Origin of the sequence: Achromobacter sp. ACRQX (assembly GCF_022346505.1) — a bacterium.
Lineage (GTDB): Bacteria > Pseudomonadota > Gammaproteobacteria > Burkholderiales > Burkholderiaceae_B > Achromobacter > Achromobacter animicus.
This window is the reverse complement of record NZ_JAKRML010000017.1, coordinates 51,892-78,824: the sequence shown is the minus strand read 5'-3', so window position 1 is coordinate 78,824 and position 26,933 is coordinate 51,892. Positions and strand designations below refer to the sequence as shown.

25 protein-coding genes are annotated in these 26,933 nt (G+C 65.8%); 23 read left to right on the top strand and 2 right to left on the bottom strand.

The genetic code is table 11. The features are described 5' to 3' along the window. The first annotated feature begins 1 nt into the window (after window position 1). From MHZ91_RS16585 to MHZ91_RS16550, 8 genes are all read left to right on the top strand, one after another. Window positions 2-1,363 (top strand): hypothetical protein, encoded by a 1,362-nt coding sequence (locus tag MHZ91_RS16585; protein WP_239214635.1) that lies wholly within the window; start codon window positions 2-4, stop codon window positions 1,361-1,363. Then, window positions 1,350-1,844, top strand: coding sequence for a hypothetical protein (locus MHZ91_RS16580; RefSeq protein WP_239214632.1), 495 nt, complete (start codon window positions 1,350-1,352; stop codon window positions 1,842-1,844). Before MHZ91_RS16585 ends, MHZ91_RS16580 begins: the two co-directional genes overlap by 14 nt. Beyond that, window positions 1,841-3,616 (top strand): ATPase, T2SS/T4P/T4SS family, encoded by a 1,776-nt coding sequence (locus tag MHZ91_RS16575; protein WP_239214630.1) that lies wholly within the window; start codon window positions 1,841-1,843, stop codon window positions 3,614-3,616. The genes MHZ91_RS16580 and MHZ91_RS16575 overlap by 4 nt, the downstream gene beginning before the upstream one ends. Further along, window positions 3,609-4,745 (top strand): general secretion pathway protein, encoded by a 1,137-nt coding sequence (locus MHZ91_RS16570; RefSeq protein WP_239214626.1) that lies wholly within the window; start codon window positions 3,609-3,611, stop codon window positions 4,743-4,745. Before MHZ91_RS16575 ends, MHZ91_RS16570 begins: the two co-directional genes overlap by 8 nt. 61 nt (window positions 4,746-4,806) lie before the next feature. Beyond that, window positions 4,807-5,424 (top strand): type 4 pilus major pilin, encoded by a 618-nt coding sequence (locus MHZ91_RS16565; protein WP_239214625.1) that lies wholly within the window; start codon window positions 4,807-4,809, stop codon window positions 5,422-5,424. After that, window positions 5,421-6,497: a prepilin gene (locus tag MHZ91_RS16560; protein WP_239214623.1), complete on the top strand. Its 1,077-nt coding sequence runs from the start codon at window positions 5,421-5,423 to the stop codon at window positions 6,495-6,497. The genes MHZ91_RS16565 and MHZ91_RS16560 overlap by 4 nt, the downstream gene beginning before the upstream one ends. A gap of 80 nt (window positions 6,498-6,577) precedes the next feature. Then, entirely contained in the window at window positions 6,578-9,202 is a 2,625-nt protein-coding gene (gene alaS / locus MHZ91_RS16555; RefSeq protein ID WP_239214621.1) for an alanine--tRNA ligase, read from the top strand. Further along, entirely contained in the window at window positions 9,202-9,471 is a 270-nt protein-coding gene (locus MHZ91_RS16550; RefSeq protein WP_239214620.1) for a sulfurtransferase TusA family protein, read from the top strand. The genes alaS and MHZ91_RS16550 overlap by 1 nt, the downstream gene beginning before the upstream one ends. Before the next feature lie 122 nt (window positions 9,472-9,593). Here MHZ91_RS16550 and MHZ91_RS16545 read toward each other — a convergent pair whose 3' ends face one another. Further along, a complete protein-coding gene (locus tag MHZ91_RS16545) occupies window positions 9,594-10,175 on the bottom strand; it encodes a hypothetical protein (protein ID WP_239214619.1) in 582 nt (193 codons plus the stop codon). Between the two features lie 478 nt (window positions 10,176-10,653). On the opposite strand from MHZ91_RS16545, the gene rpsP reads away from it, so the two are divergent. From rpsP to MHZ91_RS16505, 8 genes are all read left to right on the top strand, one after another. Then, window positions 10,654-10,914 (top strand): 30S ribosomal protein S16, encoded by a 261-nt coding sequence (rpsP, locus tag MHZ91_RS16540; protein WP_008165084.1) that lies wholly within the window; start codon window positions 10,654-10,656, stop codon window positions 10,912-10,914. A gap of 127 nt (window positions 10,915-11,041) precedes the next feature. Next, window positions 11,042-11,659, top strand: coding sequence for a ribosome maturation factor RimM (gene rimM, locus MHZ91_RS16535; protein WP_175125044.1), 618 nt, complete (start codon window positions 11,042-11,044; stop codon window positions 11,657-11,659). Beyond that, window positions 11,659-12,561, top strand: a complete 903-nt coding sequence (trmD, locus tag MHZ91_RS16530; RefSeq protein WP_239214618.1) for a tRNA (guanosine(37)-N1)-methyltransferase TrmD — start codon at window positions 11,659-11,661, stop codon at window positions 12,559-12,561. Before rimM ends, trmD begins: the two co-directional genes overlap by 1 nt. A gap of 105 nt (window positions 12,562-12,666) precedes the next feature. Then, entirely contained in the window at window positions 12,667-13,338 is a 672-nt protein-coding gene (locus MHZ91_RS16525) for a helix-turn-helix domain-containing protein (protein WP_239214617.1), read from the top strand. 96 nt (window positions 13,339-13,434) lie between these two features. Then, a complete protein-coding gene (locus MHZ91_RS16520) occupies window positions 13,435-14,190 on the top strand; it encodes an ABC transporter substrate-binding protein (RefSeq protein WP_056571455.1) in 756 nt (251 codons plus the stop codon). A gap of 145 nt (window positions 14,191-14,335) precedes the next feature. Next, entirely contained in the window at window positions 14,336-14,989 is a 654-nt protein-coding gene (locus MHZ91_RS16515; protein WP_175125042.1) for an amino acid ABC transporter permease, read from the top strand. After that, window positions 14,986-15,717 carry an amino acid ABC transporter ATP-binding protein gene (locus MHZ91_RS16510; RefSeq protein ID WP_175139245.1) on the top strand — a complete coding sequence of 244 codons (732 nt, stop codon included), beginning with the start codon at window positions 14,986-14,988 and terminating at the stop codon, window positions 15,715-15,717. The genes MHZ91_RS16515 and MHZ91_RS16510 overlap by 4 nt, the downstream gene beginning before the upstream one ends. A gap of 13 nt (window positions 15,718-15,730) precedes the next feature. Continuing rightward, window positions 15,731-17,020, top strand: a complete 1,290-nt coding sequence (locus MHZ91_RS16505) for an FAD-binding oxidoreductase (protein ID WP_239214616.1) — start codon at window positions 15,731-15,733, stop codon at window positions 17,018-17,020. A 112-nt stretch (window positions 17,021-17,132) separates the two neighbouring features. Here MHZ91_RS16505 and MHZ91_RS16500 read toward each other — a convergent pair whose 3' ends face one another. Next, window positions 17,133-20,027, bottom strand: a complete 2,895-nt coding sequence (locus MHZ91_RS16500) for a valine--tRNA ligase (RefSeq protein WP_239214615.1) — start codon at window positions 20,025-20,027, stop codon at window positions 17,133-17,135. Window positions 20,028-20,348: 321 nt separating this feature from the next. Between MHZ91_RS16500 and ndk the strand changes: the two genes are divergently transcribed. The 7 genes from ndk to bamB are packed head-to-tail and all read left to right on the top strand — an operon-like array spanning window position 20,349 to window position 26,911. Then, a complete protein-coding gene (ndk, locus tag MHZ91_RS16495) occupies window positions 20,349-20,774 on the top strand; it encodes a nucleoside-diphosphate kinase (protein WP_175125038.1) in 426 nt (141 codons plus the stop codon). A 44-nt stretch (window positions 20,775-20,818) separates the two neighbouring features. After that, window positions 20,819-21,973 carry a 23S rRNA (adenine(2503)-C(2))-methyltransferase RlmN gene (gene rlmN / locus MHZ91_RS16490; protein ID WP_105238151.1) on the top strand — a complete coding sequence of 385 codons (1,155 nt, stop codon included), beginning with the start codon at window positions 20,819-20,821 and terminating at the stop codon, window positions 21,971-21,973. After that, entirely contained in the window at window positions 21,970-22,464 is a 495-nt protein-coding gene (locus MHZ91_RS16485; RefSeq protein ID WP_175184960.1) for a helix-turn-helix transcriptional regulator, read from the top strand. The genes rlmN and MHZ91_RS16485 overlap by 4 nt, the downstream gene beginning before the upstream one ends. A gap of 14 nt (window positions 22,465-22,478) precedes the next feature. Then, window positions 22,479-23,765, top strand: a complete 1,287-nt coding sequence (gene ispG / locus MHZ91_RS16480) for a flavodoxin-dependent (E)-4-hydroxy-3-methylbut-2-enyl-diphosphate synthase (protein WP_175125035.1) — start codon at window positions 22,479-22,481, stop codon at window positions 23,763-23,765. 54 nt (window positions 23,766-23,819) lie between these two features. After that, window positions 23,820-25,106, top strand: a complete 1,287-nt coding sequence (hisS, locus tag MHZ91_RS16475; protein WP_175125034.1) for a histidine--tRNA ligase — start codon at window positions 23,820-23,822, stop codon at window positions 25,104-25,106. Between the two features lie 3 nt (window positions 25,107-25,109). Further along, window positions 25,110-25,748 (top strand): tetratricopeptide repeat protein, encoded by a 639-nt coding sequence (locus MHZ91_RS16470; RefSeq protein WP_175125033.1) that lies wholly within the window; start codon window positions 25,110-25,112, stop codon window positions 25,746-25,748. 5 nt (window positions 25,749-25,753) lie between these two features. Then, the gene (bamB, locus tag MHZ91_RS16465; RefSeq protein ID WP_239214613.1) at window positions 25,754-26,911 is read left to right on the top strand and encodes an outer membrane protein assembly factor BamB; all 1,158 of its coding nucleotides are present in this window, start codon (window positions 25,754-25,756) and stop codon (window positions 26,909-26,911) included. The last annotated feature ends 22 nt before the right edge of the window (window positions 26,912-26,933 follow it).

Sequence of the window (26,933 nt, the reverse complement as noted above, 5' to 3'; positions counted from 1 at the left end):
CGTGAACCGGGCCCCTCAACTCCTGCTGATCGACTGCCCGGGCGCCGAGCGAACGCTGGCGTTCGGCTTGCGCTGGTTCGCGCTTATCGGTTCCAACGTCCCCAAGCTCGCGCGGTCGCGCGGACGGCGCCTGCGGGCCACGCATTACGTGGTGGGCGGATCGCCCGCCATGGTCGCGGGCTATGGACGCACCCGCGCCGGACTCCGGGGTGCGCGATTCATGCGCCGCGCCGGCGCACCGGCCGCGGTGCCGCCGCAATCGGCCGCGCAGTTGTTCGCCTTGCTGCACCCCGAGGGCGGTCATAGCCTGGTTCGGCTGCCGGACGGGCGCCATTGGCTTGTCGCCGCGCACGGCGGCGCTGTCCTCTCGCAGACCGACCGGGTGTTCGGTTCGCTTGACGAAGCCCAGCAGGAACAGCGGGCGCTGCTCGCGCAGCGTCCGTCCCTGGCGGAGCGCGCGCCGGACCAGGTGTGGTCCGCGTTGATTCAGGCCGTGGATGCCGGCGCCGCGCTTACCGCGCTGCCTTCGCGTTGGGCCGAGCTGCCCGTCGCATTGCGTCTCTTTCTGGCGTGCGTCGGGCTTGCCGCGGCAGCGCCGCCGCTGTGGAACGCCGGCGCCAGCACGTTCTCGCAAAGACAGGCAGCGCCGCCGCAGCCCGTTGCCGTTCGGGACCCGGTGGCCGATGCCTACGAGGCGATGTTGCGCGCCACCACAGTCCAGCCGCCGACGGAGCTGACGCGCTTGCTCGCAAGCGTGGCGGCGCTGCCGGTGCAGGTGCAGGGCTGGGCTTTGCGGCGCGCGTATTGCGACGCTGGCGCGCAGCATTGGAATTGCGCGGCCGTGTACGCCCGCGTTCACCCATTGGCCACGAACCATGGCCTGCACGCATTGTTGCCAGCGGGCTGGCAGGTGTCATTCAAGCCGCTCGAGGAAGCCACGCTGGCGTGGCGCCTGGCGTCCGAGCCGATCCGGATTGCCGACATGACGTTGCCTTCGTCGCTGCACGTCGACACGCGGGTGGCTGGCGGACTGCAAGGACTACGCCCAGCATTCGCTTCCGTCGCGCTGTCGCATTCCGTGCCGCTCCTGCCGCATGGGCAGCGCCAGCCTGCGGCTCAGCAGCCGGCGGCCAGGCAGGCGAGCGCAGGGCAATCCAATCCCGCGCGGACGGGCATGCCCGTCGTGCGGCGGCGCAGTCTGGCCTTGCATGGGCCATTGCGGTCCATGGCGTTGATGCCGGGGCCGGTATCCGCGGCACGCTGGTCGCGCCTTGTGGTGACCGTGCAGCCGCAACCGCGGCCCAGCCTCGTGGCCAGTGCGCTAGTGGCCGAATTGCAGGGAGAACTTTATGAACAGGAATAAGCTTTGCATCCCGCGCTGGTGCGTAGCCCGGCGAACGATTGCCGGTATCGCACTGAGCGCCGCGGTGGTATCGGCAGGCCATGCGCAAGGCGTAGATCCGGCGTCCGCGCCGCAACCTTGGCCCGAGGTCGAAACCGTACGCACGTTGCTGCGCGCGGACGCGGCGGCCGCGATGTCCGACTGCCAAATCCCGGGTCTTTGCACGATGAACGAAGGGAAAGGCCTGATGGCGTCGCCCGCGGGACGCGCGTCGGACAACATACGCGTGACCGCAATTTTCGGCACAGCGAGCCGCTTGAACGTTGACATCGTCGTCAATGGCACGCTGCAGCGCTATCGGGCTGGCCGCGCCGATCCCGTGGCAGGAGGCAGTCTGGCCGCGCCGTATCGTCTGCTGGCCATCGACGGCGCCTGCGTCCGCGTGCAGCGCGACGGCCGCGACCAGACCGCGTGCCTAGACGCCGGGGGCGGACACCCATGATGACGCAGACCCAGCCCATCGCGGACACGCTCGTTCGCCCGCCCGAGCTGCATACGCCCGAAGACGTCGCTGGCATGGATCCCGCCTTTGTGCGCGCTCTGAGCCGTCAGTTTGATCTGGCGGCGCTGGCCGGACGCTTGTGCCCGGTCCTGCTCGAGGGCGGCCTGGCCGCGATCTTTGCCGTCAAGGAATACACCGTCGGCGATCAGATCGACGAGGTCGAGCGCATGGTGAAGGCGGCTGGCTATCGCATGGCAAGTCCCGCGCGATACGTCGTCCCGGCGCCGCTCCTGCTGATGATCGCGCGCGGCCAGTACACGGCGCCCAGTCCCGGGCGCTCAGCGCGGGCCAACCCGGCCGAACGCGCCTCGGCGCTCGCCGCCCTGTTTCTCGACATCGTCCGCTGGGGCGTGGTCCAAGGCGCCAGCGACGTCCACATCAACGTGGACCAGCGGCGCGACGCCAGCGAAATTCGCTACACCATCCACGGCGAGTACGTCGGCTCCGACCGGTTCGCCGGCCTTTCCAGCGCCACGCTGCTCGAAGTCCTTGCCGTCGCGTGGATGGACGTACGCGGCGGCAATGGCGCCGTGTTCGATCCGGCGCTCGAGCAGCAGGGGCGCATTTCGCTGACCGTGGACGCGGCGCCCATCGTGCTGCGCTGGGCGTCGCTGGCGGCGGACGCGGGGCCTTCCGTGTGCCTGCGGATCTTGCGGTTGGATGCAACCGTCAACGGCGACCTCCTGGCCTTGGGATACCTGCCCGGCCAGGCCGAAACCCTGTTGCGGGTGCGTGAGCGCGAGGGTGGGGCCATCGTGCTGGCGGGCGTGGTCGGCTCGGGCAAGTCCACCACCATCGCCGCGCTGATGCGCGGCATCGCGCCCACGCGCAAGGTCATCACGCTTGAAGACCCGGTGGAATACCACATTGGCAACGCGTTGCAGAACACGCTGACGGGCGCGCTGGCGGACGCGGCGTGGCCGACGCTGGACGCCAAGCTCAAGACCATCAAGCGCTCGGCGATGAACGACCTGCTGATCGGCGAGATCCGCGACACGCAGACCGGCCGCGCGTTCATGGATCTCGCCAGTTCCGGCGTCAGCCTGTACGCCACGACACACGCCGGATCGGCCGCGATGATTCCCGAGCGCCTGGCGTCCGACGCCATCGGCGTGTCACGCGAATTTCTTGCGTCGCCCGGCATCCTGAAGCTCTTGATCTATCAGACGCTGCTGCCACGCCTGTGCCCCGGCTGCGCGTTGCCCGTCGACAGCCTGTGGTCGGGCGTCCACGCTCGGCATGCGCAAGCATGGGACTGGCGCGGCTGGGTGCTGGGGATGCAAGACGCGTTCGATCTGCACGCCGAGTCGCTCCGGGTCAGAAACGAAGCAGGCTGCCCCGCGTGCCGCCGCGATCACATGCCGGAATTGAACGGAACGGCGGGGCGCAGCGTTGCCGCCGAAATGATCGAACCCGATCGCGTGCCGGACTTTCTAGACCAAGTGCGGCAGCGCGACAACCGCGCACTGAAGCAACAGTTCCAGCCTGCCACGCGCAGTGCATGGCGAGACGCCGGCACGCGCGGCGCGCGGGCGCTGGATTGCGCGCTGTATCGGACGAGCCTGGGAGAGATCGATCCGCGCACGCTGTTGCGCCGGTTCGAATTGCCCATCGTGCCCAGCCTGCACACGGGATCGGCCGCTCCGCTACAGCCCGCGGCGCTTGCGCAGGAGGCCGGCACGGCCCGCTCTGAAGGAGCGCACCATGGCTGATCTCGCGTTGCCGGCATCGCGCGGGTCCCTGCGGTCAGCAGGTACACGCCAGCTGCGGCTAGACGCGCTGCGCTTTCGGCCGCAGCGCGCGGATTATTACGAATATCTGGCGGATGTCGTCGAAGGCACGCAAGGCCGAAAGAGCCTGCGCGACATCTTCGAGGACGACGCCAGCCGGTACGGGCCCGAGACGGTGCGCGGCCGCCTCTGTCAGCACTGGGCTGCCGCGTATCTGGGCGCCGGCGGGGACCTGGGCGTCGCCTGGTCCGACACGCTGCCGCACGACGAATGCCTGCTGCTCAGTTGCGTGCAGGAAGAAGGCGGCGATCTGCCCGCGGCGCTGCGCGACCTGGCGCGCGCCGTCCGCCTGGCGTCCGAGGCTTGGTCGGCATTGCTGTCGGCAGCCGCCACGGGCGTCGTTGCCGCCTTGGTGGCCTTCGCGTTGCTGTGCGCCATTCCGTTCTTCAGCGTGCCACGGCTGCAGCAGGTCTTTCAGGCCGTGCCCGCCGAAGACTATGCGTCGCTCACGCGCTGGCTGTTCGCTTTGGCGGGCGGTTTGAAGCAGTGGCTTGCGCTGTGGGTCGTCCTGATATTTGGCGTGGTCATGCTCGCCCTCTGGTCGCTGGCGAACTTCACCGGCGATCTTCGCGCCATGCTCGACCGTTGGCTGCTCTGGCGGCTGTATCGCGATTTCCAGGCCATCCGCTTTCTGTCGCTGCTGGCCGTGCTCATCCGGCAGCACGGCGCGGCCGACACGCGATTGCGCCGCGCGCTGGCCGTGCAGGCGCGCGATGCCTCGCCGTGGCTGCTCTCGCATCTGCACGCCATGCTTGGCCGCATCGACGCAGGCGCCAGCGGCGCGGAAATCTTCGGCACCGGACTGCTGGACTCCCAAACGTGGTGGTACATGGCGGACCTGATGGACGCGCTCGGCGTCGAGCCGGGCCTGGCCCGCGTGCGCCAGCGCGTCGAGGTCCGCCTGTTGGCCCGGGTGCGGCGCCAGGCGCTCGTGCTGCGCTGGTGCTTGCTGATCCTTTCCCTGGCCTCGGTGCTGGGCATCACGCTGTGGCATTACGCGGTGATAGACGAGCTGCGTCAAGCACTGACCAATTTCTATGCCAGCCAGTAGTGCTCCGCGGGTTGGCGGAAACGGCGCGGCTCGCCGCGCACTTTAATCAATGAGGATATTCATGAACGCAGTCAGTCTGTCCCGATCCCTTGGTGCGAACCAGCGTGGATTTTCCTTGATGGAAGTGTCCATCGTCACGGCCATCGTCCTGCTCATCGCCATCGTCGGCATCCCTGCCATTGGCGGGTATGTCATTGAAAACAAAGTGCCGAAGGTCGGCGAAGAATTGCAGCGGTTCATCGCCAGCATGAAGATCAACGCGCAAGGCGGTGGCGTGACACCGTACACGGGGCTGGACACCGGCGCCCTGGCCAACGCGCTGCGCGACTCTACGGTGCTCTCGGTGCAGGGCGCGGGCGCCGCGGCGAGCGTGGCGCACGGCCTGGGCGGCTCCGGCACCGGCGGCAGCGGCGTAGTGCAGGTCGAGCCCGCGTCCGTCGATGGCGCGGGGATGGGCTCGGCGTTCACGCTCACGCTCACCAATGTCAGCCACGCAGCCTGCCCAGCGCTCGCGTCCGTGCTTCAACGGGTGTCGGAAATCATCTCCATCAGCGGCAGCAGCGGCGCCAAGGTCGTCAAGGATTCCATCACCAATCCCGCGACGCCATACCGCGCCGCGCAGGCCCAGGCGCAGTGCAGCCAGGGCGACGTAAACACTTTTGTCTTCACTGCACGATGAGCGCGCACCGGGAGGTTCGGCTTTTCCCGGCGGGGCATCAGCGTCCGTTGTTGTGCGGGCAGCAGGCAGGCTTTTCGCTCATCGGCCTGGCGCTGGCGCTGGCCATCACCACGGCCATCGCCATCTGGGCATCCAACGCGGTCGTCCACGGCATCGAGGCATCTGCCGCCCGTTCAACGGGCGTTTGGCTGACGCAGATCCGGCTGGCGGTGACGGATGTGCTGTCCCGGCACTCCGAGGCGCTGACCAAGGGGGAGCCGCCTCAGGACAGCCAGGGCCAGCCGCTGTTCGCCGACGCGCTGCGGCCCACGCTTTCCGAGCTTCGGGTGCAAGGCCACCTGCCTGCGGACTTTCCCGACCGGTCGGCGCTGGGTTTCGGCGCGGACATCCGGCTCCTGCGCAGCCAGGCCTGCCCCGACGAGCCTTGCCGGATCGACGGCGTCGTCGCTGCCGACAAACCTTTGCTGAAAAAGGGGACGCAATTGCCGGACGAGGTCGCCATGGCTTCGGTCATCGCGTCCGCGGGCGGCTATGGCGGGGCCGTGTGGCCGCAAGCGCCGTTCCAGTTGCGAGGCGCCGCCTATGCGTTTCCCAACCCGCCGGCGGCCGACGCGCTCGCGTATCCGCCTGGCACGCTTGCCCTGTGGGCGGGCGCTGGCGCCGGGCAGCCTGACATGAGCGGCTATGTAAAGATGCGCGACACCCGCGATCCGGATCTGCAAGGCAATCTGTCTGTCGCAGGCAACGTGGACGCCGGTGGTTACGTCACCGTCGGGGCCCGGGAGATCCCAGGCCATGCCTGCGGCGTTTCAAGCGGAACGCTGGCCACGTCGGCCGCCGGTCAGCTGCTTTCCTGCGAATCCGGCATCTGGACGCAGGCAAGCGGAGGGTTCGGGGGCGCCTACAGCACCAACTATCCGCTCGGCTGCTTCCATTACACGGGCTTGTCTACGGCCAATCCTCGCACGGGCCAGTGTTCCTGCCCGCCCGGCTACGCCGAGGTCATCGTGTCCGCCGGCGGGAAATGGACGGAAACCGAGGGTTGGACCACGGGTTTCGTCTGCGTCCGATGATGGCCATTCCGCCCATATCCCGCGTATCCCCGCCAACCCTCTATAATTGGCGATTCGCCCTAAATTCTGCTTCATCCACGATGAAATCCTCCGAGATTCGCCAGCAGTTCCTGCAATTCTTCAAGTCCAAGGGACACACCATTGTTCCCTCGTCGTCGCTCGTCCCGGGCAACGACCCGACCCTGCTCTTCACCAATTCGGGCATGGTCCAGTTCAAGGACGTCTTCACGGGCAAGGAATCGCGGTCGTACACGCGTGCCACCTCGTCGCAGCGCAGTGTGCGCGCCGGGGGCAAGCACAACGACCTGGAGAACGTGGGCTACACCGCCCGCCACCACACGTTCTTCGAAATGCTGGGCAATTTCAGCTTTGGCGACTACTTCAAGCGCGACGCCATCCAGTACGCCTGGGAGCTCTTGACGCAGGTCTACAAGCTGCCGGCGGAAAAGCTCTGGGTGACGGTCTACCAGGAAGACGACGAGGCCTACGACATCTGGGCCAAGGAAGTGGGCGTGCCGACCGAGCGCATCATCCGCATCGGCGACAACAAGGGCGCACGCTACGCGTCCGACAACTTCTGGCAGATGGCGGACACCGGCCCCTGCGGTCCGTGCTCCGAAATCTTCTTTGACCACGGCCCCGAAATCTGGGGCGGCCCTCCGGGATCCCCCGAAGAAGACGGCGACCGCTACATCGAAATCTGGAACCTGGTGTTCATGCAGTTCGAACGCGACGCCGCCGGCAACATGCCGCGCCTGCCGCGTCCCTGTGTCGACACGGGCATGGGTCTGGAACGCATCGCCGCCGTCCTGCAGCACGTGCATTCCAACTACGAAATCGATCTCTTCCAGCACCTGATCGCCGCCGCCGCGCGCGAAACCGGCATCAAGGACCTCGAAGACAACTCGCTCAAGGTCATCGCCGACCACATCCGCGCCTGCTCGTTCCTCATCGTCGACGGCGTGATCCCCAGCAACGAAGGCCGCGGCTACGTGCTGCGCCGCATCGTGCGCCGCGCGCTGCGGCACGGCTACAAGCTGGGCCAGACCAAACCCTTCTTCCATCGCCTGGTGCCGGATCTCGTCGCCGAAATGGGCGAGGCCTACCCGGAACTGGCCGCCGCCGCGGATCGCGTGGCCCAGGTCCTCAAGCAGGAAGAAGAACGCTTCGGCGAAACCCTCGAACACGGCATGCGCATCCTGGACACCGCCTTGGCCAACGTGCCCAAGGGCGGCGTGCTGGACGGCACCACGCTGTTCACGCTGTACGACACCTACGGCTTCCCGGTCGACCTCACGGCCGACATCTGCCGTGAACGCGAAGTCGAAGTCGACATGGCCGGCTTTGAAGTCGCCATGGAACGCCAGCGTGACCAGGCCCGCGCGGCCGGCAAGTTCAAGATGGCCGAAGGCCTCAGCTACGAAGGCGCCGAAACGCGCTTCGAAGGCTACGAAAAGCTTGAGCTGGACAACGTCAAGGTCACGGCCCTGTACGTGGACGGCACGCAGGTGCAGGAAGTCAAGGCCGGCCAAAGCGCCGTCGTCGTGCTGGACGCCACCCCGTTCTATGCGGAGTCGGGCGGCCAGGTCGGCGATACCGGTCTGCTCGAAGCCGATGGCGTGCGCTTTGCCGTCGCCGACACCCTCAAGATCCAGTCCGGCGTGTTCGGCCATCACGGCACGCTGGAATCCGGCTCGCTGGCCGTCGGCGACACGCTGCTGGCCCGCGTGGACGCCGTCCGCCGCGCCCGCACGGTGCGCAACCACTCGGCCACGCACCTGATGCACAAGGCGTTGCGCCAGGTGCTGGGCGCGCACGTGCAGCAGCGCGGCTCGCTCGTTGATCCCGACAAGACCCGTTTCGACTTCGCGCAGGATGCCCCGTTGACGGCTGAGCAGATCGCCCGAGTCGAAGCCATCGTCAACGCCGAAGTCCTGGCCAACCATCCCACCGTTGCCCAGGTCATGGGCTACGACGATGCGGTCAAGGGCGGCGCCATGGCGTTGTTCGGTGAAAAATACGGCGATACCGTGCGCGTGCTCGACATCGGCTTCTCGCGCGAACTCTGCGGCGGCACGCACGTCACCCGCACGGGCGACATCGGCCTGTTCAAGATCGTGTCCGAAGGCGGCGTGGCCGCGGGCGTCCGCCGCATCGAAGCCATCACCGGCGACAACGCGCTTGCCTGGGTGCAGAACCAGAACGCCTTGCTGACCCAGGTGGCCGGCATGCTGCGCAGCACCCCGGCCGATCTGCCGGCGCGCATCGCGCAGGTGCAAGACCAGGTCAAGACGCTCGAAAAGGAACTGGAGCAGTCGCGCAACAAGCTCGCGGCCAGCGCCGGCAATGACCTGGCCTCCAGCGCCGCGGTCGACGTCAAGGGCATCAAGGTTCTGGCGGCCAGCATCGGCGACGTCGATCCCAAGGCGCTGCGCGGCATGGTCGACAACCTGAAAGATCGCCTGAAGCCTGCTGTCGTGCTGCTGGCCACCGGCTCGGCCGATGGCAAGATCAGCCTGGTCGGTGGCGTCACCGCCGACCTGACCGACCGCATCAAGGCGGGCGATCTGGTGGGCTTTGTCGCCAGCCAGGTGGGCGGCAAGGGCGGTGGCCGTCCCGACATGGCCATGGGTGGCGGCACGGATATCGCTGCGCTGCCCGCAGCCATCGCTGGCGTGCAGAAGTGGGTGGACGAGCGCCTCTGATGAGCGACGTCGATTCCCGTCTCGATGTCGGCGCCGAGGCGCCGGTGTTCGACCAAGACGTCGATGCCAGCGGGCTGACGTGCCCCTTGCCCATCCTGCGCGCCAAGAAGGCGCTTGCAACGATGGCAAGCGGGCAGGTGGTGCGCGTCATCACGACGGACCGCAATGCGATCCGCGATTTTCAGGCGTTTGCGCGTCAGACCGGCAATGCGCTGGTCGCGCAGCAAGAGGCCGACGGTCGCTGCGTGCATTTCCTGCGCCGGCGCTAGCCGGGCGGGCAGTCGCTTCATGAACAGGGCCCGCTTGAAAGCGGGCCTTGTTCTTTGCGGGCGTCAGTGTGGCGAATTTTTTTGCCTTTTTGGGGCGGCCCTTTATACCGGCGTGTCCTTGCCTACCTGTGAATGGCCGCGGCGACCGCCTGCGTGATCGTGAAGTCCACCAGATCACCTTCCTTCAACTGCTGAAGTTTTTCGCGCAGCGCCGGATCCCTGACCTGGATGGTGCGCCTGCCGCCTTGGGGTCCCTTCAGGATCACCAGGTTTGCGCTCCGGTTGATGTGCCAGATCTCGGCCGTGATCGTGGTCTGCCGGCCCACTGCGCCGCCGGGCATCGCGCCCTTGGCCGACCGTGTCGCGGCGGTCTCGGTCACGACTTCAGGTGCACCGGAGCCGGCGGGACGCACGTCCACGGCCACCGACTCGTAATAGTCCAGCGTCAGCGTGTCGCCCGCCTTGATCTGCTTGAAGTTGCGGATATCCGGTCCGGCCACGATGTCCACGGTATTGCCGTCGGCGCCGCGCAGGGTGATGGTCCGGCTGGCCTGGTCCACCGCCGTCACCTGGCCGGAGGCCGTCGTCAGTGCCGCCCCGATCACGCGCGCGGGCGCCTCGGTGGGCAACGCCAGCGCTCCCGCCAGCAATCCCGCCATCGCCAGGCGCGCAACGGGTGAGAAGACTGATTTTTGGTTCTTCATGGTTTGCACACTCCAGTTAAACTACTTTTTGTGGGGAAAAGCGGAGTCAGGCTGGGGCGCGGCAACGCAGCCTGGATCTTCCGGGCGCTTGCAGCAAAGTCGGGGTGGCAGGATGAGGCTGCCGCTTCATGGCGGCCAGCAAGGGCAGGGCGTAGCGTATTGCGCGGGTCGACATGAAATCCGATCTCTCCAATCAGATTGCTCTTCAGACGCACCAACTGCTCAAACGCATGACAACCGGGGTAGGCCGCAGATGTGGGCGCCGGCGAAACCGCGCGCACAGCCTCGAACCAATGATGCCGGGGCCACCTGCATCGAGCCGCAGCAGGGCTGGGCTCGTGCTTGTAGAATACCCGGATGTGGTGTTTTAGGATACAAATCGCACCGCATCACAGATTCTTCGGCACTCGCATTTGCCAGCAGGCTCCTTTCAGTGCTAGAATTTCCCGTTTTTCACAACTAATTCAAGGGATTACCTATGGTGGTGATTCGCCTGGCCCGCGGTGGGTCCAAGAAGCGTCCGTTCTACAACCTGGTGGCCACCGATTCGCGTAACCGTCGCGACGGCCGTTTTATCGAGCGCGTGGGTTTTTACAACCCCGTGGCTAGCGAAGGCACGGAAAACCTGCGCATTGCGCTGGATCGCGTGCAGTACTGGACCGGCACCGGCGCGCAACTGTCGCCCGCCGTCGAGCGTCTGGTCAAGGAATACTCGGCCAAGGTTTCCGCCGCGGCCTAATTGCCCGCGACGCACATCCTTAGCTGATTCTGGAGCAGCAGGTTTTTCCACGCTTAGAGCCTCGCGCTTGAAAGCGGATATTCCTGGCTGCTTCATTGCTATCCAAGCCTGATAAAGAGCACGATAAATGCCTGATGCCGCAACCTCAAACGCGGCGCCTACGGATTTGGTCGAGCTGGGCCGCATCACTGCAGCCTACGGTGTGAAAGGCTGGGTTAAAGTGCAGCCGCATTCGGCCAACGCCGAAGTGCTGCTCTCAGCGTCTCAATGGTGGTTGACTCGCCCTGTGCCTGAATTGGCGCGGGGCGCTGTCGCGTCTGCGCCTGTCGCATTCAAGATCTTGCAAGTCCGTTCGCAGGGAGCCACCGTGGTGGCGCAACTGCAGGGCATCACGGATCGCGACCAGGCCGAAGCGTTGCGCGGACATACCGTGCAAGCGCCGCGCGGATCATTTCCCGCGCCCGAGGAAGACGAATACTACTGGGTTGATCTCATTGGTTGTGCGCTGTACTCCAGCGCCAACGGCGAACCCGCCCGAATTGGCGTGGTCAGCGAGGTCCTCGACAACGGCGCTCACGCCGTGTTGAAGGTCCTGCTGCAGAAGGGTGAAGGCGAAAGCCCCGAACCCGTCCTGGACGCCAAGGGCCGACCCGCCGAAATGCTTGTGCCGTTCGTACGCGCGCATATCCACGCCGTTGATCTGGCTGCCCGCCGCATCGACAGCGACTGGCCCGCGGATTTTTGATGCGTATCGACGTCGTTACGCTATTTCCCGAAATGTTCGGGGTGGTGCGCGACCTCGGCGTCACCGGCCGGGCTCACGCCCAGGGCCGGTGGCAACTCCATGCCTGGAATCCCCGCGATTTCACGCATGACGTACACCGCACCGTGGACGACCGCCCCTACGGCGGCGGCCCCGGCATGGTGATGATGCCGGGCCCGTTGGAAGCCGCCGTCAATGCCGCCCAGCAGGCGCGCGCCGGACAGGGCCTGGGTCCCGCCCCGGTGGCGCTGCTTGCGCCGGTCGGCCGGCGCTATGACCAGGCGGGCGCCGAAGCCTTGGCCGCCAGCGATGGCCTCATTCTCATCTGCGGCCGCTACGAAGGTGTGGACCAGCGCTTCATTGATCGCTGCGTCACGCAGGAAATCTCGCTCGGCGACTTCGTCCTCTCCGGTGGTGAAATCGCGGCGCTTGCCGTGATCGATGCCGCAGTGCGTCTTTTGCCAGGCGTGCTCAACGACGGCGATTCCGCCCTGCAGGATTCCTTCAACGACACCTTGTCCGGCCTGCTGGACAGCCCGCATTACACGCGCCCGGAAGTCTACGAGGGCGAAGCGGTGCCGGCGCCGCTGCTAAGCGGCCATCACGCCAATATCGCGCGCTGGCGGCGCGAGCGGTCGCTGGCGTTGACCGCCGCACGCCGGCCCGAACTCATCGAATCCGCGCGCGCGAATGGCTGGCTGAGCAAGCTGGACGAGCGCTATCTGGCCGAGTTGGCCGGCACGCCGTCGCCTGCGGAGCCGGGCACAAGACGCCGTCGCCCGCGCAAACCTGCCGCGGATGCCGCGCCCACGGGGCAGAACCAGCCCGACACCACCCCGGATTCCAGCCCCGATCCCAAGCCCAATCCGTCCGACGCCTCCTGACTGTCGCGCCGGCCTGCCACGCCCACAACGCTAGGGAAGTCCCTGGATTGTGGGCGTTTTTGCGGCTCCTTAGTATTGAAAATTACATGCACATGAAATTTTCATATGAGCCGCTCTGCCGCCGTTCGCCGTGCCAGCGCAGCACCCTCGTCGCCCGCCCACGCGCAGCGGCCGGAGTCGGCCGTCGATCTGTGGCTGGGTCAGCAGTTGCGTCAGTTGCGCAAGCAACAGGGACGGTCGCTGGCTGACGTCGCCCGGGCCTGCGGCATGTCGCTCGGCCTGCTCAGCCAGATCGAAAGAGGGTTGAGCTCGGCCTCCGTCAAAGTCCTTCATCTCCTGGCGCGCGAGTTTCGCGTGTCGGTCAATGCGTTGTTGCGCAACGCCGAGCATACCGGCGGCGAAGAGGATGGCCGCGTAGCCCGCGCGGGCACGCACCGCCATATCGACCTGAAGGAAAAGGGCATCAGCAAAGAGATGTTCACGCCCTCGGCCTGCCGCAGCATGGACCTGTGCCGCGCATCCATCGCGCCCGGCGGCTCCACCGGCACCGAGCTCTTCGTGACGGGGCAGGGCGAGCAGATCGGCCTGGTGCTCAAGGGCGTGCTCGAACTGTGGGTGGGCGACCGCGTCATCCGCCTGCAAGCGGGCGACAGCTTTTGCTACGCCAGCAGCACGCCGCGCCGCTGGTGCAATCCGGGGACGCAGACGACCGAGGTCATCTGGGCCATCTCCAACATCACTCAAGCCGCGGAGGACAACACGTCACAAGCGCCCTGAGCGCGCAGCACTCAAGCGGCGGAACGCGCGGGGAGCGTGCCGCCACCGGACGCGTCACGCGCGGCCCGGCCTTCTTTGCCACGATGAGGATATGTCATGAAATTCAAGACTCTTGTTGTCTCTGTATTCGCAGCATTGTCCATGGCGGCGGGCGCCCAAGCCCAGACGGTATTGAAGGTGGGGTCCACGCCCACCGGCAGCCCATTCACCTTTCTCGATACCAAGACGAACAGCATCGAGGGCGTGATGGTCGACATCGTGAAAGCGGTGGGCAAGGAGGCCGGGTTCTCGGTGCAGATAGAGCCCATGGCGTTTTCCGCACTGATCGGATCGCTGACATCCAAGCGCATCGACATCGTGTCGGCGGCGATGTTCATCACGCCGCAGCGCCAGCAGGTGGTGAGCTTTTCCGAGCCCGTCTATCGCTACGGCGAGGGCCTGATGGTGCTCAAGACCGACAACAAGGAATACAAGTCCTTCGCCGATATGAAGGGCATGACCGTCGGCGTGCAGGTCGGCACTGCCTTTGTCGAGCCCATTCAAAAGAGCGGCGTCTTCAAGGAAGTGAAGCTTTACGACAATCCGCCAGACATGATGCGCGACGCCAACGCCGGCCGCATCCAGGGCGGCTTCATGGACTATCCCATCGCCGCGTACGTCCTGTCGCAGGGCAACTATCCCAACCTGAAGATGGCGCAGTCGTACCAACCGACGATCATGGGAAGTCTTGGCCTTGCCACGCGCAAGGACGACACCGAGCTGCTTGATCGCATCAACAAGGCGCTGGCCAAGCTGAAAGCCGACGGCGCCATCGACGCGATCCTGAAGAAGTGGGGCCTGGGCGGCGCGTGATGCCGGTCGGGCCGACTCAGTTCGGGCATTTGCAGCATCCCGCCGGCGCGTTCGGTCGCGTCGGCGGACGCAGCGCATCCGCGGCACTTCTCTGGCCGTTTCCCAAGCGGTCATCGCGGGCTGTCTTCTTGGAGCGGGTGGACTCATGACGGAATTCTTGAAAGACGCGGCAGAGTTCATGCCGATCCTGCTGGAGGGCGCCAAGCTCACCATTCTGGTCACGCTGGGTTCCCTTGCGCTGTCCACGGTACTGGGCCTGGTATGGGCGTTGATGCGGGTGTCCGGCAACAAATATCTGTCGGGCTTCAGCGCGGGCCTTGTCAATCTGCTGCGTGGCATTCCGATCATCGTGCTGCTCTTCTACATCTACTTCGTGATGCCGGACATGGGCGTGTCGCTGAGCGCCGTGCATGCGGCCATCATCGGCCTGGGCATCGCCTATTCGGCCTATCAGGCGGAGAACTTCCGTGCGGGCATCCAGGCGATCGACCGAGGTCAGATCGAGGCGGCGATGGCCATGGGCATGGGTTGGGGCCTGACGATGCGGCGCGTCGTGCTGCCGCAGGCCGTGAAGATCGTCCTGCCGCCGTACGGCAACATCATGATCATGATGTTGAAGGACTCGTCGCAGGCGTCCACCATCACCGTCGCCGAGCTGGCGCTGCAAGGCAAGCTCATCGCCGTATCCACCTTCAAGAACGCCACGGTGTTCACGCTGGTGGCGCTGATGTACCTGGTGATGTGCGTGCCGCTCATCCTGCTGGTGCGGCATCTGGAAAAGCGGAGCGCCATCAAATGATCAGCCTGCAAGGCGTAAGGAAGAGTTTTGGTCCGCTCGAGGTCCTGAAAGGCATCGACGCCGAAGTCGAGCAGGGCGAGGTCGTGTGTGTGGTGGGTCCGTCCGGCTCGGGCAAGTCGACCATCCTGCGGTGCATCAACGGACTGGAACGCTACAACGCCGGTCGCATCACCGTGGACGGCGAGCTCGTCGATTGCGACGCGCCTTCCATCGTGTCGATCCGCACGCAGGTGGCGATGGTGTTCCAGCGCTTTAACCTGTTTCCGCATCGCACGGCGCTGGAAAACGTCATCGAAGGCCCCATCTTTGTGAAGAAGGAACCTCGCGCCCAGGCGGTGGAGCGCGGCCGCGAATTGCTGGCCAGCGTGGGGCTGGCGGACAAGGAGCACGCGCATCCGAATCAGCTATCCGGCGGCCAGCAGCAGCGCGTGGCGATCGCGCGGGCGCTCGCGATGCAACCCAAGGCGATCCTGTTCGACGAGCCCACCTCGGCGCTCGATCCCGAACTGGTCGGCGATGTGCTGGGCGTCATGCGCAAGCTGGCCGAGGCCGGCATGACGATGGTCGTCGTCACCCACGAAATGAGCTTTGCGCGCGAGGTCGCCGACCGTGTCATGTTCTTTGACGGCGGCGTCATGGTGGAGCAGGGCGCCGCCCGCGAAGTGCTGAATCATCCGCAGCATCCGCGCACGCAGGACTTCCTGCGGCGCGTGCTGCATCCCATGTAAGGAAGGAAGCCCCATGCAGCCAGCGCCGTTTCCGCTTTCCCCGTCACTGTGGGCGGCCACCGCGGCGCCGCCGCCGCCCACCGGGCCGCTGGACGCGTCCGCGCAGGCCGATGTCGCCGTGATCGGTGGCGGCTATGCCGGCTTGTCCACCGCGTTGCACCTGGCCGAGCGCGGTGTGAAGGTCGTACTGCTGGAGGCGCGCGAGATTGGCTTCGGCGGATCGGGCCGCAACGGCGGTCAGGTCATTCCCGGTTTGAAGTACGACCCGGATGATCTGATTTCGATGTTCGGCCCCGAGCGCGGCGAGCGGCTGACACGGTTTGCCGGCGCGACGGCGGACGTGGTTTTTGACCTGATCGAACGGCATGCGATGGACGTGCCGCGCGTGCGCGCCGGATGGATCCAGGGCGCGCACACGCCGCAGGCGCTTCGCATCGCGCAAGGCCGCGCGGCGCAATGGGCGCGCCTTGGTGTGGACGCCCAGCCGCTGGACCGCGCGCAGGTCGCGCGCCTGATCGGCGCGGACAAATACCTGGGCGGATGGGTCGACCGGCGGGCAGGGGCGGTGCAGCCGCTGAGTTACGCGCGGGGCCTGGCGCGCGCCGCGCTGAATGCGGGCGCGACGCTGCACACCGACACGCCCGTCACCGGTCTGAGGCGTGACGGCGGCAAGTGGACGGTGTCCACGGCTCGCGGTCCCTCGGTCAGCGCCGATCGCGTGGTGATGTGCACCAATGCCTACGGCGGCGATCTGTGGCCCGGTCTCAAGCCGTCCATCATCGACGCCAACACGTTCCAGGTGGCAACCGCGCCGCTGCCGGACCGCATCCGCGCGGGCATATTCCCCGAGGGCCACGTCACTTCCGACACGCGCAATCTGTTGCTGTACTTTCGTCTGGACCACCAGGGCCGCTTGCTGATGGGTGGCCGCGGTCCGTTCCGCGAGCCCAAGGGCGAGTCGGACTGGGCGCATCTTGAGCGCGTAATGGTGAAGATGTTTCCGCAGGTGGCGGGCACGCCCTTTGAATTCCGCTGGTGCGGCCGGGTTGCCGTCACGCGCGACTATCTGCCGCATCTGCATGCGCCGCAGCCCGGGTTGCTGGTGGACATCGGCTGTCAGGGCCGCGGCGTCGGCTTGCAGACCTGCATGGGCGCGGCCATGGCCGAATACGTCGCCACGGGCGATGCCAATGCGTTGCCCGTGCCGCTGTCGCCGATCGTGCCGTTTCCGCTTTATCCGCTCCGCCGGCTGTACGTCAACGCGGTGGTGAGCTGGTACCGCATGACGGACGGCGGGGTTTGAGGGGCGGCAGCGTCCGCGCCCCGATCCCCGCCAACCCCCCCAAAAAACACACCCAAAACAAAAACCCCGGAACGGTGTCCGGGGTTTCTGGGCTTCACATCAGGCGCTGGGATCAGTCGCCCAGCTTGGCGCGCTGCTCCTGCACCTTCTGCAGGGTTTCGCTGAACTGCGCCATGCGGGCCTTTTCCTGTTCGACGACGGCGGCGGGGGCGCGCTCGACGAAGCTGGCGTTGGACAGCTTGCCCTTGGCCTTGGCGATTTCACCGGCCAGACGGGCGATTTCCTTGTCCAGGCGCACGCGCTCGGCGGCCACGTCGACTTCAACGTGCAGCATCAGGCGGCTGCTGCCCACGACCTGCACGGGCGCGCCGGCGTCGGGCAGCACGTCCAGCACGTCGACCTGGCTCAGCTTGGCCAGCGCGGCCAGGTAGGGCGCGTTGCGCGTCAGCATCGGCGCGTCGCCCTGGGCGCACAGCGGCACCTTCTGGGCGGGCGACAGGCTCATCTCGCCGCGCAGCGCGCGCACGGCTTCGACCTGCGCCTTCAGTTCGGCCACGTCGGCTTCGGCGGCGGTGTCCACCGCATCCGGGTTGGCCTTCGGGTAGGGCTGCACGCTGACGCTGTCGGCCACGCCTTCCTTGCGCTTGCCGGCCACGACAGACACCTTCTGCCACAGCTCTTCCGTGATGAACGGGATGATCGGGTGGGCCAGGCGCAGCACGCATTCCAGGACGCGGATCAGGGTGCGGCGGGTGCCCAGTTGCTGGGCCGGCGTACCGGTCTGGATCTGCACCTTGGCCAGTTCCAGATACCAGTCGCAGTATTCGTCCCACACGTAGCGATAGAGCGCGTTGGCGATGTTGTCGAAACGGTAGTCGGCAAAACCGCGCGCCACGTCGGCTTCCAGCGTCTGCATCTGGCTGATGATCCAGCGGTCCACGAAGGACAGCTCGCCGGCATCCGGCACCGTCAGGTCATGGCCTTCGGTGTTCATCAGCACGAAGCGCGTGGCGTTCCAGAGCTTGTTGCAGAAATTGCGGTAGCCCTCGCAACGCTTCAGGTCGAAGTTGATGTTGCGGCCCAGCGTGGCGTAGGCCGCCATGGTGAAGCGCAGCGCGTCGGTGCCGTAGGCGGGGATGCCGTCCGGGTACTGGCGGCGCGTAGCCTTTTCGATCGCGCCGGCCTGTTTCGGATTCATCAGGCCGTAGGTGCGCTTGGCGACCAGGCCGTCCAGGTCGATGCCGTCGATCAGGTCCACCGGGTCCAGTGTGTTGCCCTTGGACTTGCTCATCTTCTGGCCGTCGGCGTCGCGGATGAGACCGTGCACGTAGACGTGCTTGAACGGGATCTGGCCGGTCAGGTGCGTGGTCAGCATGACCATGCGCGCCACCCAGAAGAAGATGATGTCAAAGCCCGTGACCAGGACGCTGGAGGGCAGGTAACGCTGCAGGTCCGGCGTGTTTTCCGGCCAGCCCAGCGTCGTGAAAGGCACCAGGCCCGACGAGAACCACGTGTCCAGCACGTCCGGATCGCGCGTGAGCGGACCCGTTACGCCAGCGGCGCGCGCCTGTTCGATCGCGCCGGCTTCGTCGTGGGCGACGAACACCTGGCCGTCTTCCGAGTACCAGGCCGGAATCTGGTGGCCCCACCAGAGCTGGCGCGAGATGCACCAGTCCTGGATGTTGTTGAGCCACTGGTTGTAGATGGTGGTCCAGTTGTCCGGGTAGAACTGGATGCGGCCGTCGGCCACGACTTCCAGCGCCACCTCGGTGATGCTCTTGCCCGGGTTCAGCGTGCCTTCCGGCGCGGGCTTGCTCATGGCAACGAACCACTGGTCGGTCAGCATGGGCTCGAGCACGACGCCGGTGCGGTCGCCCTTGGGCTGCATCATCTTGTGCGGCTCGACCTTGACCAGATAGCCCTCGGTCTCCAGTTGCGCAACCACGGCCTTGCGGGCCTCGTAGCGTTCCATGCCCTGGAACTGCTGGGGACCGTTTTCGTTGATGTGCGCGTCCAGCGTGAAGATCACGATCAGGGGCAGATCGTGGCGCATCGCGCAGGCGTAGTCGTTGAAGTCGTGAGCGCCCGTGATCTTCACGCAGCCCGTGCCGAATTCGGGGTCGACGAAGTCGTCGGCAATGATGGGAATGTTGCGGTCGCAAAGCGGCAGTTCGACCTGCTTGCCCACCAGGTGCTTGTAGCGGGGATCATCGGGATGCACGCAAAGCGCGCCGTCGGCCAGCATGGTTTCCGGACGGGTCGTGGCGATGGTCATGCCGCGCAGGGTGACGGTCTGGCCATCCTTGTCGACGATGGTCTGCGGGCCGTCAACGAACGGGTACAGGATGTGCCACATGTGGCCATCGGTCTCTTCGGACTGCACTTCCAGGTCGGACACGGCCGTGAGCAGCTTGGGATCCCAGTTGACCAGGCGCTTGCCGCGATAGATCAGTCCCTGTTTATGAAGACGGACAAAGGTTTCCACCACGCCGCGCGACATGCGGTCGTCCATGGTGAAGTATTCGCGCGGCCAGTCGGCCGAGGCGCCCAGGCGGCGCACCTGCCCGGTGATCGCGCTGCCCGATTTTTCCTTCCATTCCCACACTTTCTCGACGAACTTCTCGCGGCCCAGGTCGTGGCGCGAAACCTTTTGGGCGTCGAGCTGTCTTTCAACGACGATCTGCGTGGCGATGCCGGCGTGGTCGGTGCCGGGAATGAACACGGTGTCGTCGCCCGACATGCGGTGGTAGCGCACCAGCCCGTCCATGATGGTCTGGTTGAACGCGTGGCCCATGTGCAGAGTGCCCGTGACGTTGGGCGGCGGGAACTGGACGACGTACGGCTGGCTTTCCGTCCCCGTTTCCACATGCTGGCCCGCGGCGAAGTACCCGCGCTTGTCCCACTCGGCATACCAGCGGGATTCCAGTTCGGAGGGTTCGAAGCTCTTCGAGAGTTCCGGGGTTTCGCCGGCGATGGGCGCGGCGTTCGGGGGAGCAGCTTGAGTCATTACTAAGTTCCGGCAGACAGGGGCGCCCGGGTAGGGAGCGGGCAGCAAACCGCTCATTTTAAGATGTATTGCGGTCTTCTCGGCGTGTTAGAATGCCGGGTTGCTGTAAACCTTTTAGAAGTCCCTGAATTCATTGAGGATTCCTTCGGAAATGCGTGCAGAATCATCGGATTCGCGTGCAACCGGAATCCCGCTTGCATTCCAGGATGCGTCCGACAGGTCGGCAGTGTCGAATCCTGTTTTGGCGGTGGTTCAGAACGGCCCGAGCCCCGCCAAGCAATTAACTAGAAACCCGTCAGAAATCAGTTTTCGGAGTCTTTTATGTCCATCCAACGCACCCTCTCGATCATCAAGCCCGACGCCGTCGCCAAGAACGTGATCGGCCAGATCGTCGGCCGTTTCGAGCAAGCCGGCCTGAAGGTCATCGCCGCCCGCCTGACCCAACTGTCGCGCGCCGACGCCGAGCGTTTCTACGCCGTGCACGCCGCCCGTCCCTTCTTCAAGGACCTGGTCGACTTCATGATCTCGGGCCCCGTGTTCGTGCAAGTGCTGGAAGGCGAAGACGCCATCCAGAAGAACCGCGACCTGATGGGCGCCACGGACCCCAAGAAGGCTGAAGCCGGCACCATCCGCGCCGATTTCGCCGACAGCATCGACGCCAACGCCGTCCACGGCTCCGACGCTCCGGAAACGGCCGCTGTCGAAGTGGCTTTCTTCTTCCCCGAAATCAACATCCACAGCCGTTAATTTTTGGCTTAAGTTGTTGAAAGCGCTTTAAGTTTTACCTGGTTATGGAATCCGTCGAACGAATCAATCTGCTGGGGCTGGACGGCTCCGCCCTGTCCGAATTGGTCGGGCAGTGGGGCGGCAAGCCGTTTCGTGCCCGCCAGTTGCAGCGCTGGATGCACCAGCGCGGCGCCGATTCGTTCGACGCCATGACCGACCTGGCCCGCGATTTTCGCAGCCAGCTTGCGTCGCATTGCCGCATCGAGGCATTGCCCGTCAACATTGAGCAGCGCTCGACCGACGGCACCCGCAAGTGGCTGTTTGACGTGGGGCAGGGCAACGCCATCGAAACCGTCTTCATCCCCGAAGACGACCGCGGCACACTGTGCATTTCCAGCCAGGCCGGCTGCGTGGTGAACTGCCGCTTCTGCTCGACCGGGCACCAGGGCTTCAACCGCAACCTGAAGACCAGCGAAATCATCGGCCAGTTGTGGTGGGCCAAGCGCGTGCTCGAAGCCGACATCGGCACGGCCCGGCTTGAAAGCGCCCGCGCCACCGAAGACACGCGCGTCATCAGCAACGTCGTCATGATGGGCATGGGCGAACCCCTGCTCAACTACGACCAGGTCCTGCCCGCGCTGCGCCTGATGCTCGACGACAACGCGTACGGCCTGTCGCGCCGCCGCGTCACCGTGTCCACCTCCGGCGTCGTCCCCATGATGGACCGCCTGTCGCAAGACTGTCCCGTGGCACTGGCCGTTTCGCTGCACGCGCCCAACGACGCGCTGCGCGACGAGCTCGTGCCGCTGAACAAGAAATACCCGCTGAAAGAGTTGCTGGCTGCCTGCGAACGCTATCTTGCGTTTGCGCCGCGCGACTTCATCACGTTTGAATACTGCATGCTGGACGGCATCAACGACACCGACCAGCACGCCAAGGAACTGATCCACATTGCACGCCAGGTGCGCTGCAAGCTGAACCTCATCCCGTTCAACCCATTTCCCGCCTCCGGCCTGAAGCGATCGGCCTCGGCGCGGGTGAAGGTGTTTGCCCAACGTCTCATGGACGCCGGCATCATCACCACGGTCCGCAAGACCCGGGGCGACGACATCGATGCGGCTTGCGGCCAGCTGGCCGGAGAGGTGCGGGACCGCACTCGGATCACCGAGCGCAATGCCGCACAGCGCCAGACCATACCAATTAAACAGGTGCACGCATGACGCAGGATTTCGCTTCTGCAGTTTCCGACTCGTCCGCCGCCGCGGTGGGCAGCGTGGGCGCCGCCTTGCGCGGCCTGCGCCTATCCAAGGGCTGGTCGCTCGACGAGGTCTCCAGCCGCATCAAGTTTTCTACCAAGCAGATCGAAGCCCTTGAAAACGAACAGTGGGATCACCTGCCCACCGGCGTTTCCTTGCGCGGCCTCGTCCGCAACTATGCACGCCTGCTGGGCGCCGACGCCGAGGCCATCGTCGATTCGCTCGACCCCAAGGCCCGCGTCACCGGCCCGGCCAAGCTCAGCCCCAGTTCGCTGCATTCGGCGCATTCCATTCCCCAATCCAGCGCCGACGACGACCGCTCGTCCACGACGTCCTGGGGCTGGCTGATCGCCATCGTGCTGGTGCTGGCCGCCGGCGTGGCATATGCCTTCTGGCAAGGTTGGCTGCCGCAGCAGTGGCTGCCGGCCGACTGGCTGCCGAAGTCGACCAAGTAACACGGTTCCACCCGATGCAAGATTCTTCTCTGCCTTGCCAGGACGCGCCGCCTCCCCCGGTGGGAGCCGCAGCGCGCCGCGCCACGCGTTCCGTGGCGATCAAGTGGGGTGATCGCGTCGTGACGGTGGGCGGAGACGCCCCGGTCGTGGTCCAGTCCATGACCAACACCGACACCGCGGACGCCATTGCCACCGCGATCCAGGTCAAGGAGCTGGCGCTGGCCGGCTCCGAGCTCGTGCGCATCACCGTGAACACGCCGGAAGCCGCCCGCGAGGTCGTCGCCATCCGCGAACAGCTCGACCGCATGGGCGTGAACGTGCCGCTGGTGGGCGACTTCCACTACAACGGCCACAAGCTGCTGACGCAGTTTCCGGAATGCGCCCAGGCGCTGTCCAAATACCGCATCAACCCCGGCAACATGGGGGGCGGCAAGCGCCGCGACGACAACTTCGCGCAAATGATCGAAGTCGCCTGCCGCTACGACAAGCCGGTGCGCATCGGCGTCAACTGGGGCAGCCTCGACCACGAACTCATGGCGCGCAAGATGGACGAAAACAGCCGGCGCGCCCAGCCTTGGGAAGCGCAGGCCGTCATGCGCGATGCGCTCGTTGTTTCGGCCATCAGCAATGCCCAGCGCGCCGAAGAACTCGGCCTGCGGCGCGACGCGATCATCCTGTCGTGCAAGGTCAGCCATGTCCAGGATCTCATCGCGGTCTACCGTGATCTGTCCGCCCGTTGCGACTATCCCCTGCATCTTGGCCTGACCGAGGCGGGCATGGGCAGCAAGGGCATCGTGGCTTCGACCGCCGCGCTTGCCGTGCTGATGCAGCAAGGCATCGGCGACACCATCCGCATTTCGCTCACGCCTGAACCCGGCGGCGAGCGCAGCCGCGAAGCCATCGTCGCGCAGGAAATCCTGCAGACCATGGGACTGCGCGCCTTCACGCCCATGGTCGTCGCCTGCCCGGGCTGCGGCCGCACCAGCAGCACGTTCTTCCAGGAACTTGCCGACAGCATCCAGTCGTTCCTGCGCCGGCAGATGCCGGTGTGGCGCGCGCAATACCCCGGCGTCGAATCCATGAACGTCGCGGTGATGGGCTGTGTGGTCAATGGGCCGGGCGAAAGCCGTCATGCCGACATCGGCATCAGCCTGCCGGGTACCGGCGAAGTGCCGGCCGCGCCGGTGTTCGTCGACGGCGAGCGTACGGTGACGCTCAAGGGCGACCATATCGCCGAAGAGTTCCAGGCCATCGTTGAAGAATACGTTGCGCGCCGTTATGGCGCGCTCGCCTCTCACTAAAGTAAGGGTGTAGCCACTGGCGCGCGTCTCGGGCGCGCCCGTGGCATGATCAAGATGACTCAAGCTTTCCAGAAAGTCGCCGCCATACGCGGCATGAATGATCTGCTGCCGGGGGCTAGCGCCCGCTGGGAGCAATTCGAGGAAATCGTGCGCGGCTGGCTGCGCGGCTACGGCTATCGCAATGTGCGCACGCCGGTGCTTGAGCATACGCGCCTGTTTGCGCGCGGTATCGGCGAAGTCACCGACATCGTCGAAAAAGAGATGTACACGTTCACCGACGCGCTCAACGGCGAATCGCTAACCATGCGCCCCGAGATGACCGCCGGCATCGTGCGCGCCTCCATCGAGCACAACCTGCTCTACGACCGTCCGCAACGCGTCTACTCCATCGGTCCCGTCTTCCGCCACGAGCGCCCGCAGCGCGGCCGCTACCGTCAGTTCCACCAGATCGACGTGGAGGCCCTTGGCTTTGCCGGTCCCGATGTGGACGCGGAACTCATCGTCATGCTGGCCCGCCTCTGGAAGCTGCTGGGCCTGAAGGACGTGCGCCTTGAACTCAATTCGCTGGGCCAACCCGCTGAGCGCGCCGCGCACCGCGCTGCCCTGATCCAGCATCTGGAAAAGCACCGCGACATCCTCGACGAGGACGGCCAGCGCCGCATGTACAGCAATCCGCTGCGCGTCCTGGACACCAAGAACCCCGCCATGCAGGAAATGGCCGACAGCGCGCCGCGCCTGTTCGACTTCCTGGGCGAAGAGTCCCGCGCGCACTTCGACGGCGTGTGCCAGCGCCTCACCGACGCCGGCATCGAATACCGCTTGAACCCGCGTCTGGTCCGCGGCCTGGACTACTACAACCTCACCGTCTTCGAATGGGTCACCGACCGTCTCGGTTCCCAAGGCACGGTTTGCGGCGGCGGCCGCTACGACGGCCTGGTCGAACTCTTGGGCGGCAAGACCGCGCCGGCCGTGGGCTTTGCCATCGGCATGGAGCGTCTGCTCGACCTCTGGGAACAAAGCGTTGAAATCGCCGCACCGGCCGAGTGCGATGTCTACATCGTGCATCAGGGCGAAGACGCGCAGCGCCTGGCCGCCCGGGTCGGCGAAGACCTGCGCGACGCGGGCCTCTCGGTCATCGTGCATGCCGGATCGGCAGGCTTCAAGTCGCAATTCAAGCGCGCGGACGCCAGCGGCGCCCGCGTTGCGGTTATCCTTGGCGCCGACGAAGTGGCGTCGCAGACGGCCAGCGTCAAGTTCCTGCGCGCAGAAGAGCAGGGCGAGGCGGCGCAGCAACAGGTTCCGCTGGCAAAGCTGGCCGACGCATTGAACAACAAGGGTTAAGGCATGGCATACGATCTTGAAGAACAGGAAAAACTCGACGCGATCAAGGCGTGGTGGGCCCGCTACGGGACGCTGCTGCTGGCCCTGACGACGGTGGTGCTCCTGGCTTGGGGCGGCTGGTGGGGCTGGAAGGCGTACGAATCGCATCAGGCCAACCAGGCCATGGGTTACTTCGAAGCGCTGGAAGACGCCGCTCGCCTGGGCGGCGCCGATTCCTCGGTGCGCATCAAGACCGCCGCCTCGACGCTGCGCGAAAAATATCCCAACACCGGCTATGCCGCGCGCGGCGCCCTTGTGGCAGCGCAGGCCCTGCAGGCGCAAAAGGACGACGCCGGCGCCCGCGAACAGCTCGAATGGCTGGCTGGCCAAGGCAAGAACCCCGCCATGCAAGCCGTGGCGCGCCTGCGTCTGGCAGGCATGATGCTGGACCAGAAGCAATACGACGCCGCGCTGGCGCAGTTGAACAATCCGCCGGCCGCCTTTGCCGCCTTGTTCGCTGACCGCCGCGGCGACGTGCTGGCTGCGCAAGGCAAGCGCGAGGAAGCGCGCGCGGCCTGGCAGAGCGCCATTGATGGCCTGGGCCTGGCCAACCCCCTGACCCAGGTTGTGCAACTGAAACTGGATGCCTTGAGCGGAGCGTGACTGTAATGCGTAAATTTGCACCTGGCCGTACGTGGCGCGGCGCCGTTCTGCTGGCAAGCCTGCTTGCCCTGGGTGGTTGCGGCATGTTTTCCCATGACGACGGCCGTTACGATCCCGCGCCCTTGACCGAATACAAGGCCGGCATGTCCGTGCGCCAGGTCTGGTCCACGTCCATCGGCAGCGGCTCCGGCCTGGGCTTCGCGCCCACCGTGCTCGGCGACGCCATCTATGCCGCGACGCCTGACGGCTCCGTCGGCAAGTTCGATCTGCAAAGCGGCCGTGTCATCTGGAAGGCCAAGGCCGACACCAAATTGTCTGCCGGCGCCGGCAGCGATGGCACCACCACCGCCGTGGCGTCCCCCAACGGCGACGTCATCGCCTTCGACGACACCGGCAAGGTGAAATGGAAGGTCCGCGCCACCAGCGACGTCGCCATCCCGCCGGTTGTCGGCTACGGCATCGTCGTTGTTCGCAGCGGCGACTATCGCATCCAGGCCTTCGACGCCAACAGCGGCGAGCGCGTCTGGAGCGTGCAGCGTCCCGGCCCCTCGCTCGCCTTGCGCAGCGTTGCGCAGATGGTCCTGGCCGAAGGCCTGGTCATCACGGGTCTGCCTGGCGGCAAGCTCCTTGCCATCGCGTCCAACAGCGGCAACGTGCAATGGGAAGGCACCGTCGCCACGCCGCGCGGCGCTGGCGACCTGGAGCGCCTGACCGACGTGGTCGGCGCGCCTCGCATCGCCGGCAACCTGCTGTGCGCCGTCGCTTATCAGGGACGTATCGTTTGCTTTGATGTCACCGCCGGCGGCCGTCCGCTCTGGACGAAAGACTTCTCCAGCGTCAGCGGTCTCACCCTGGACGACCGCTTCGCCTTTTCCGCCGACCAGAACAGCGTGGTCAACGCGTTTGCACTGGATAATGGCGGTAATCTCTGGAAGCAGGCCGCCCTGAAGAACCGCCAGGTCACCGCTCCGGCTATGCTGGGGGGTGCGCTGGCTGTCGGCGATCTGGACGGATATGTGCATTTCCTGTCGCGCAGCGATGGCAGCCTGATGGCGCGTCTGTCGGTGGGTGGCGGCGCGGTCGTGTCGCCGCCGCAGACGACGTCCCAAGGCGTGCTGGTCCAGACGGGCAATGGCAATCTCGTCCTGATCGGCACCAACTGAACCTTATAAAACAAAGCCTTTT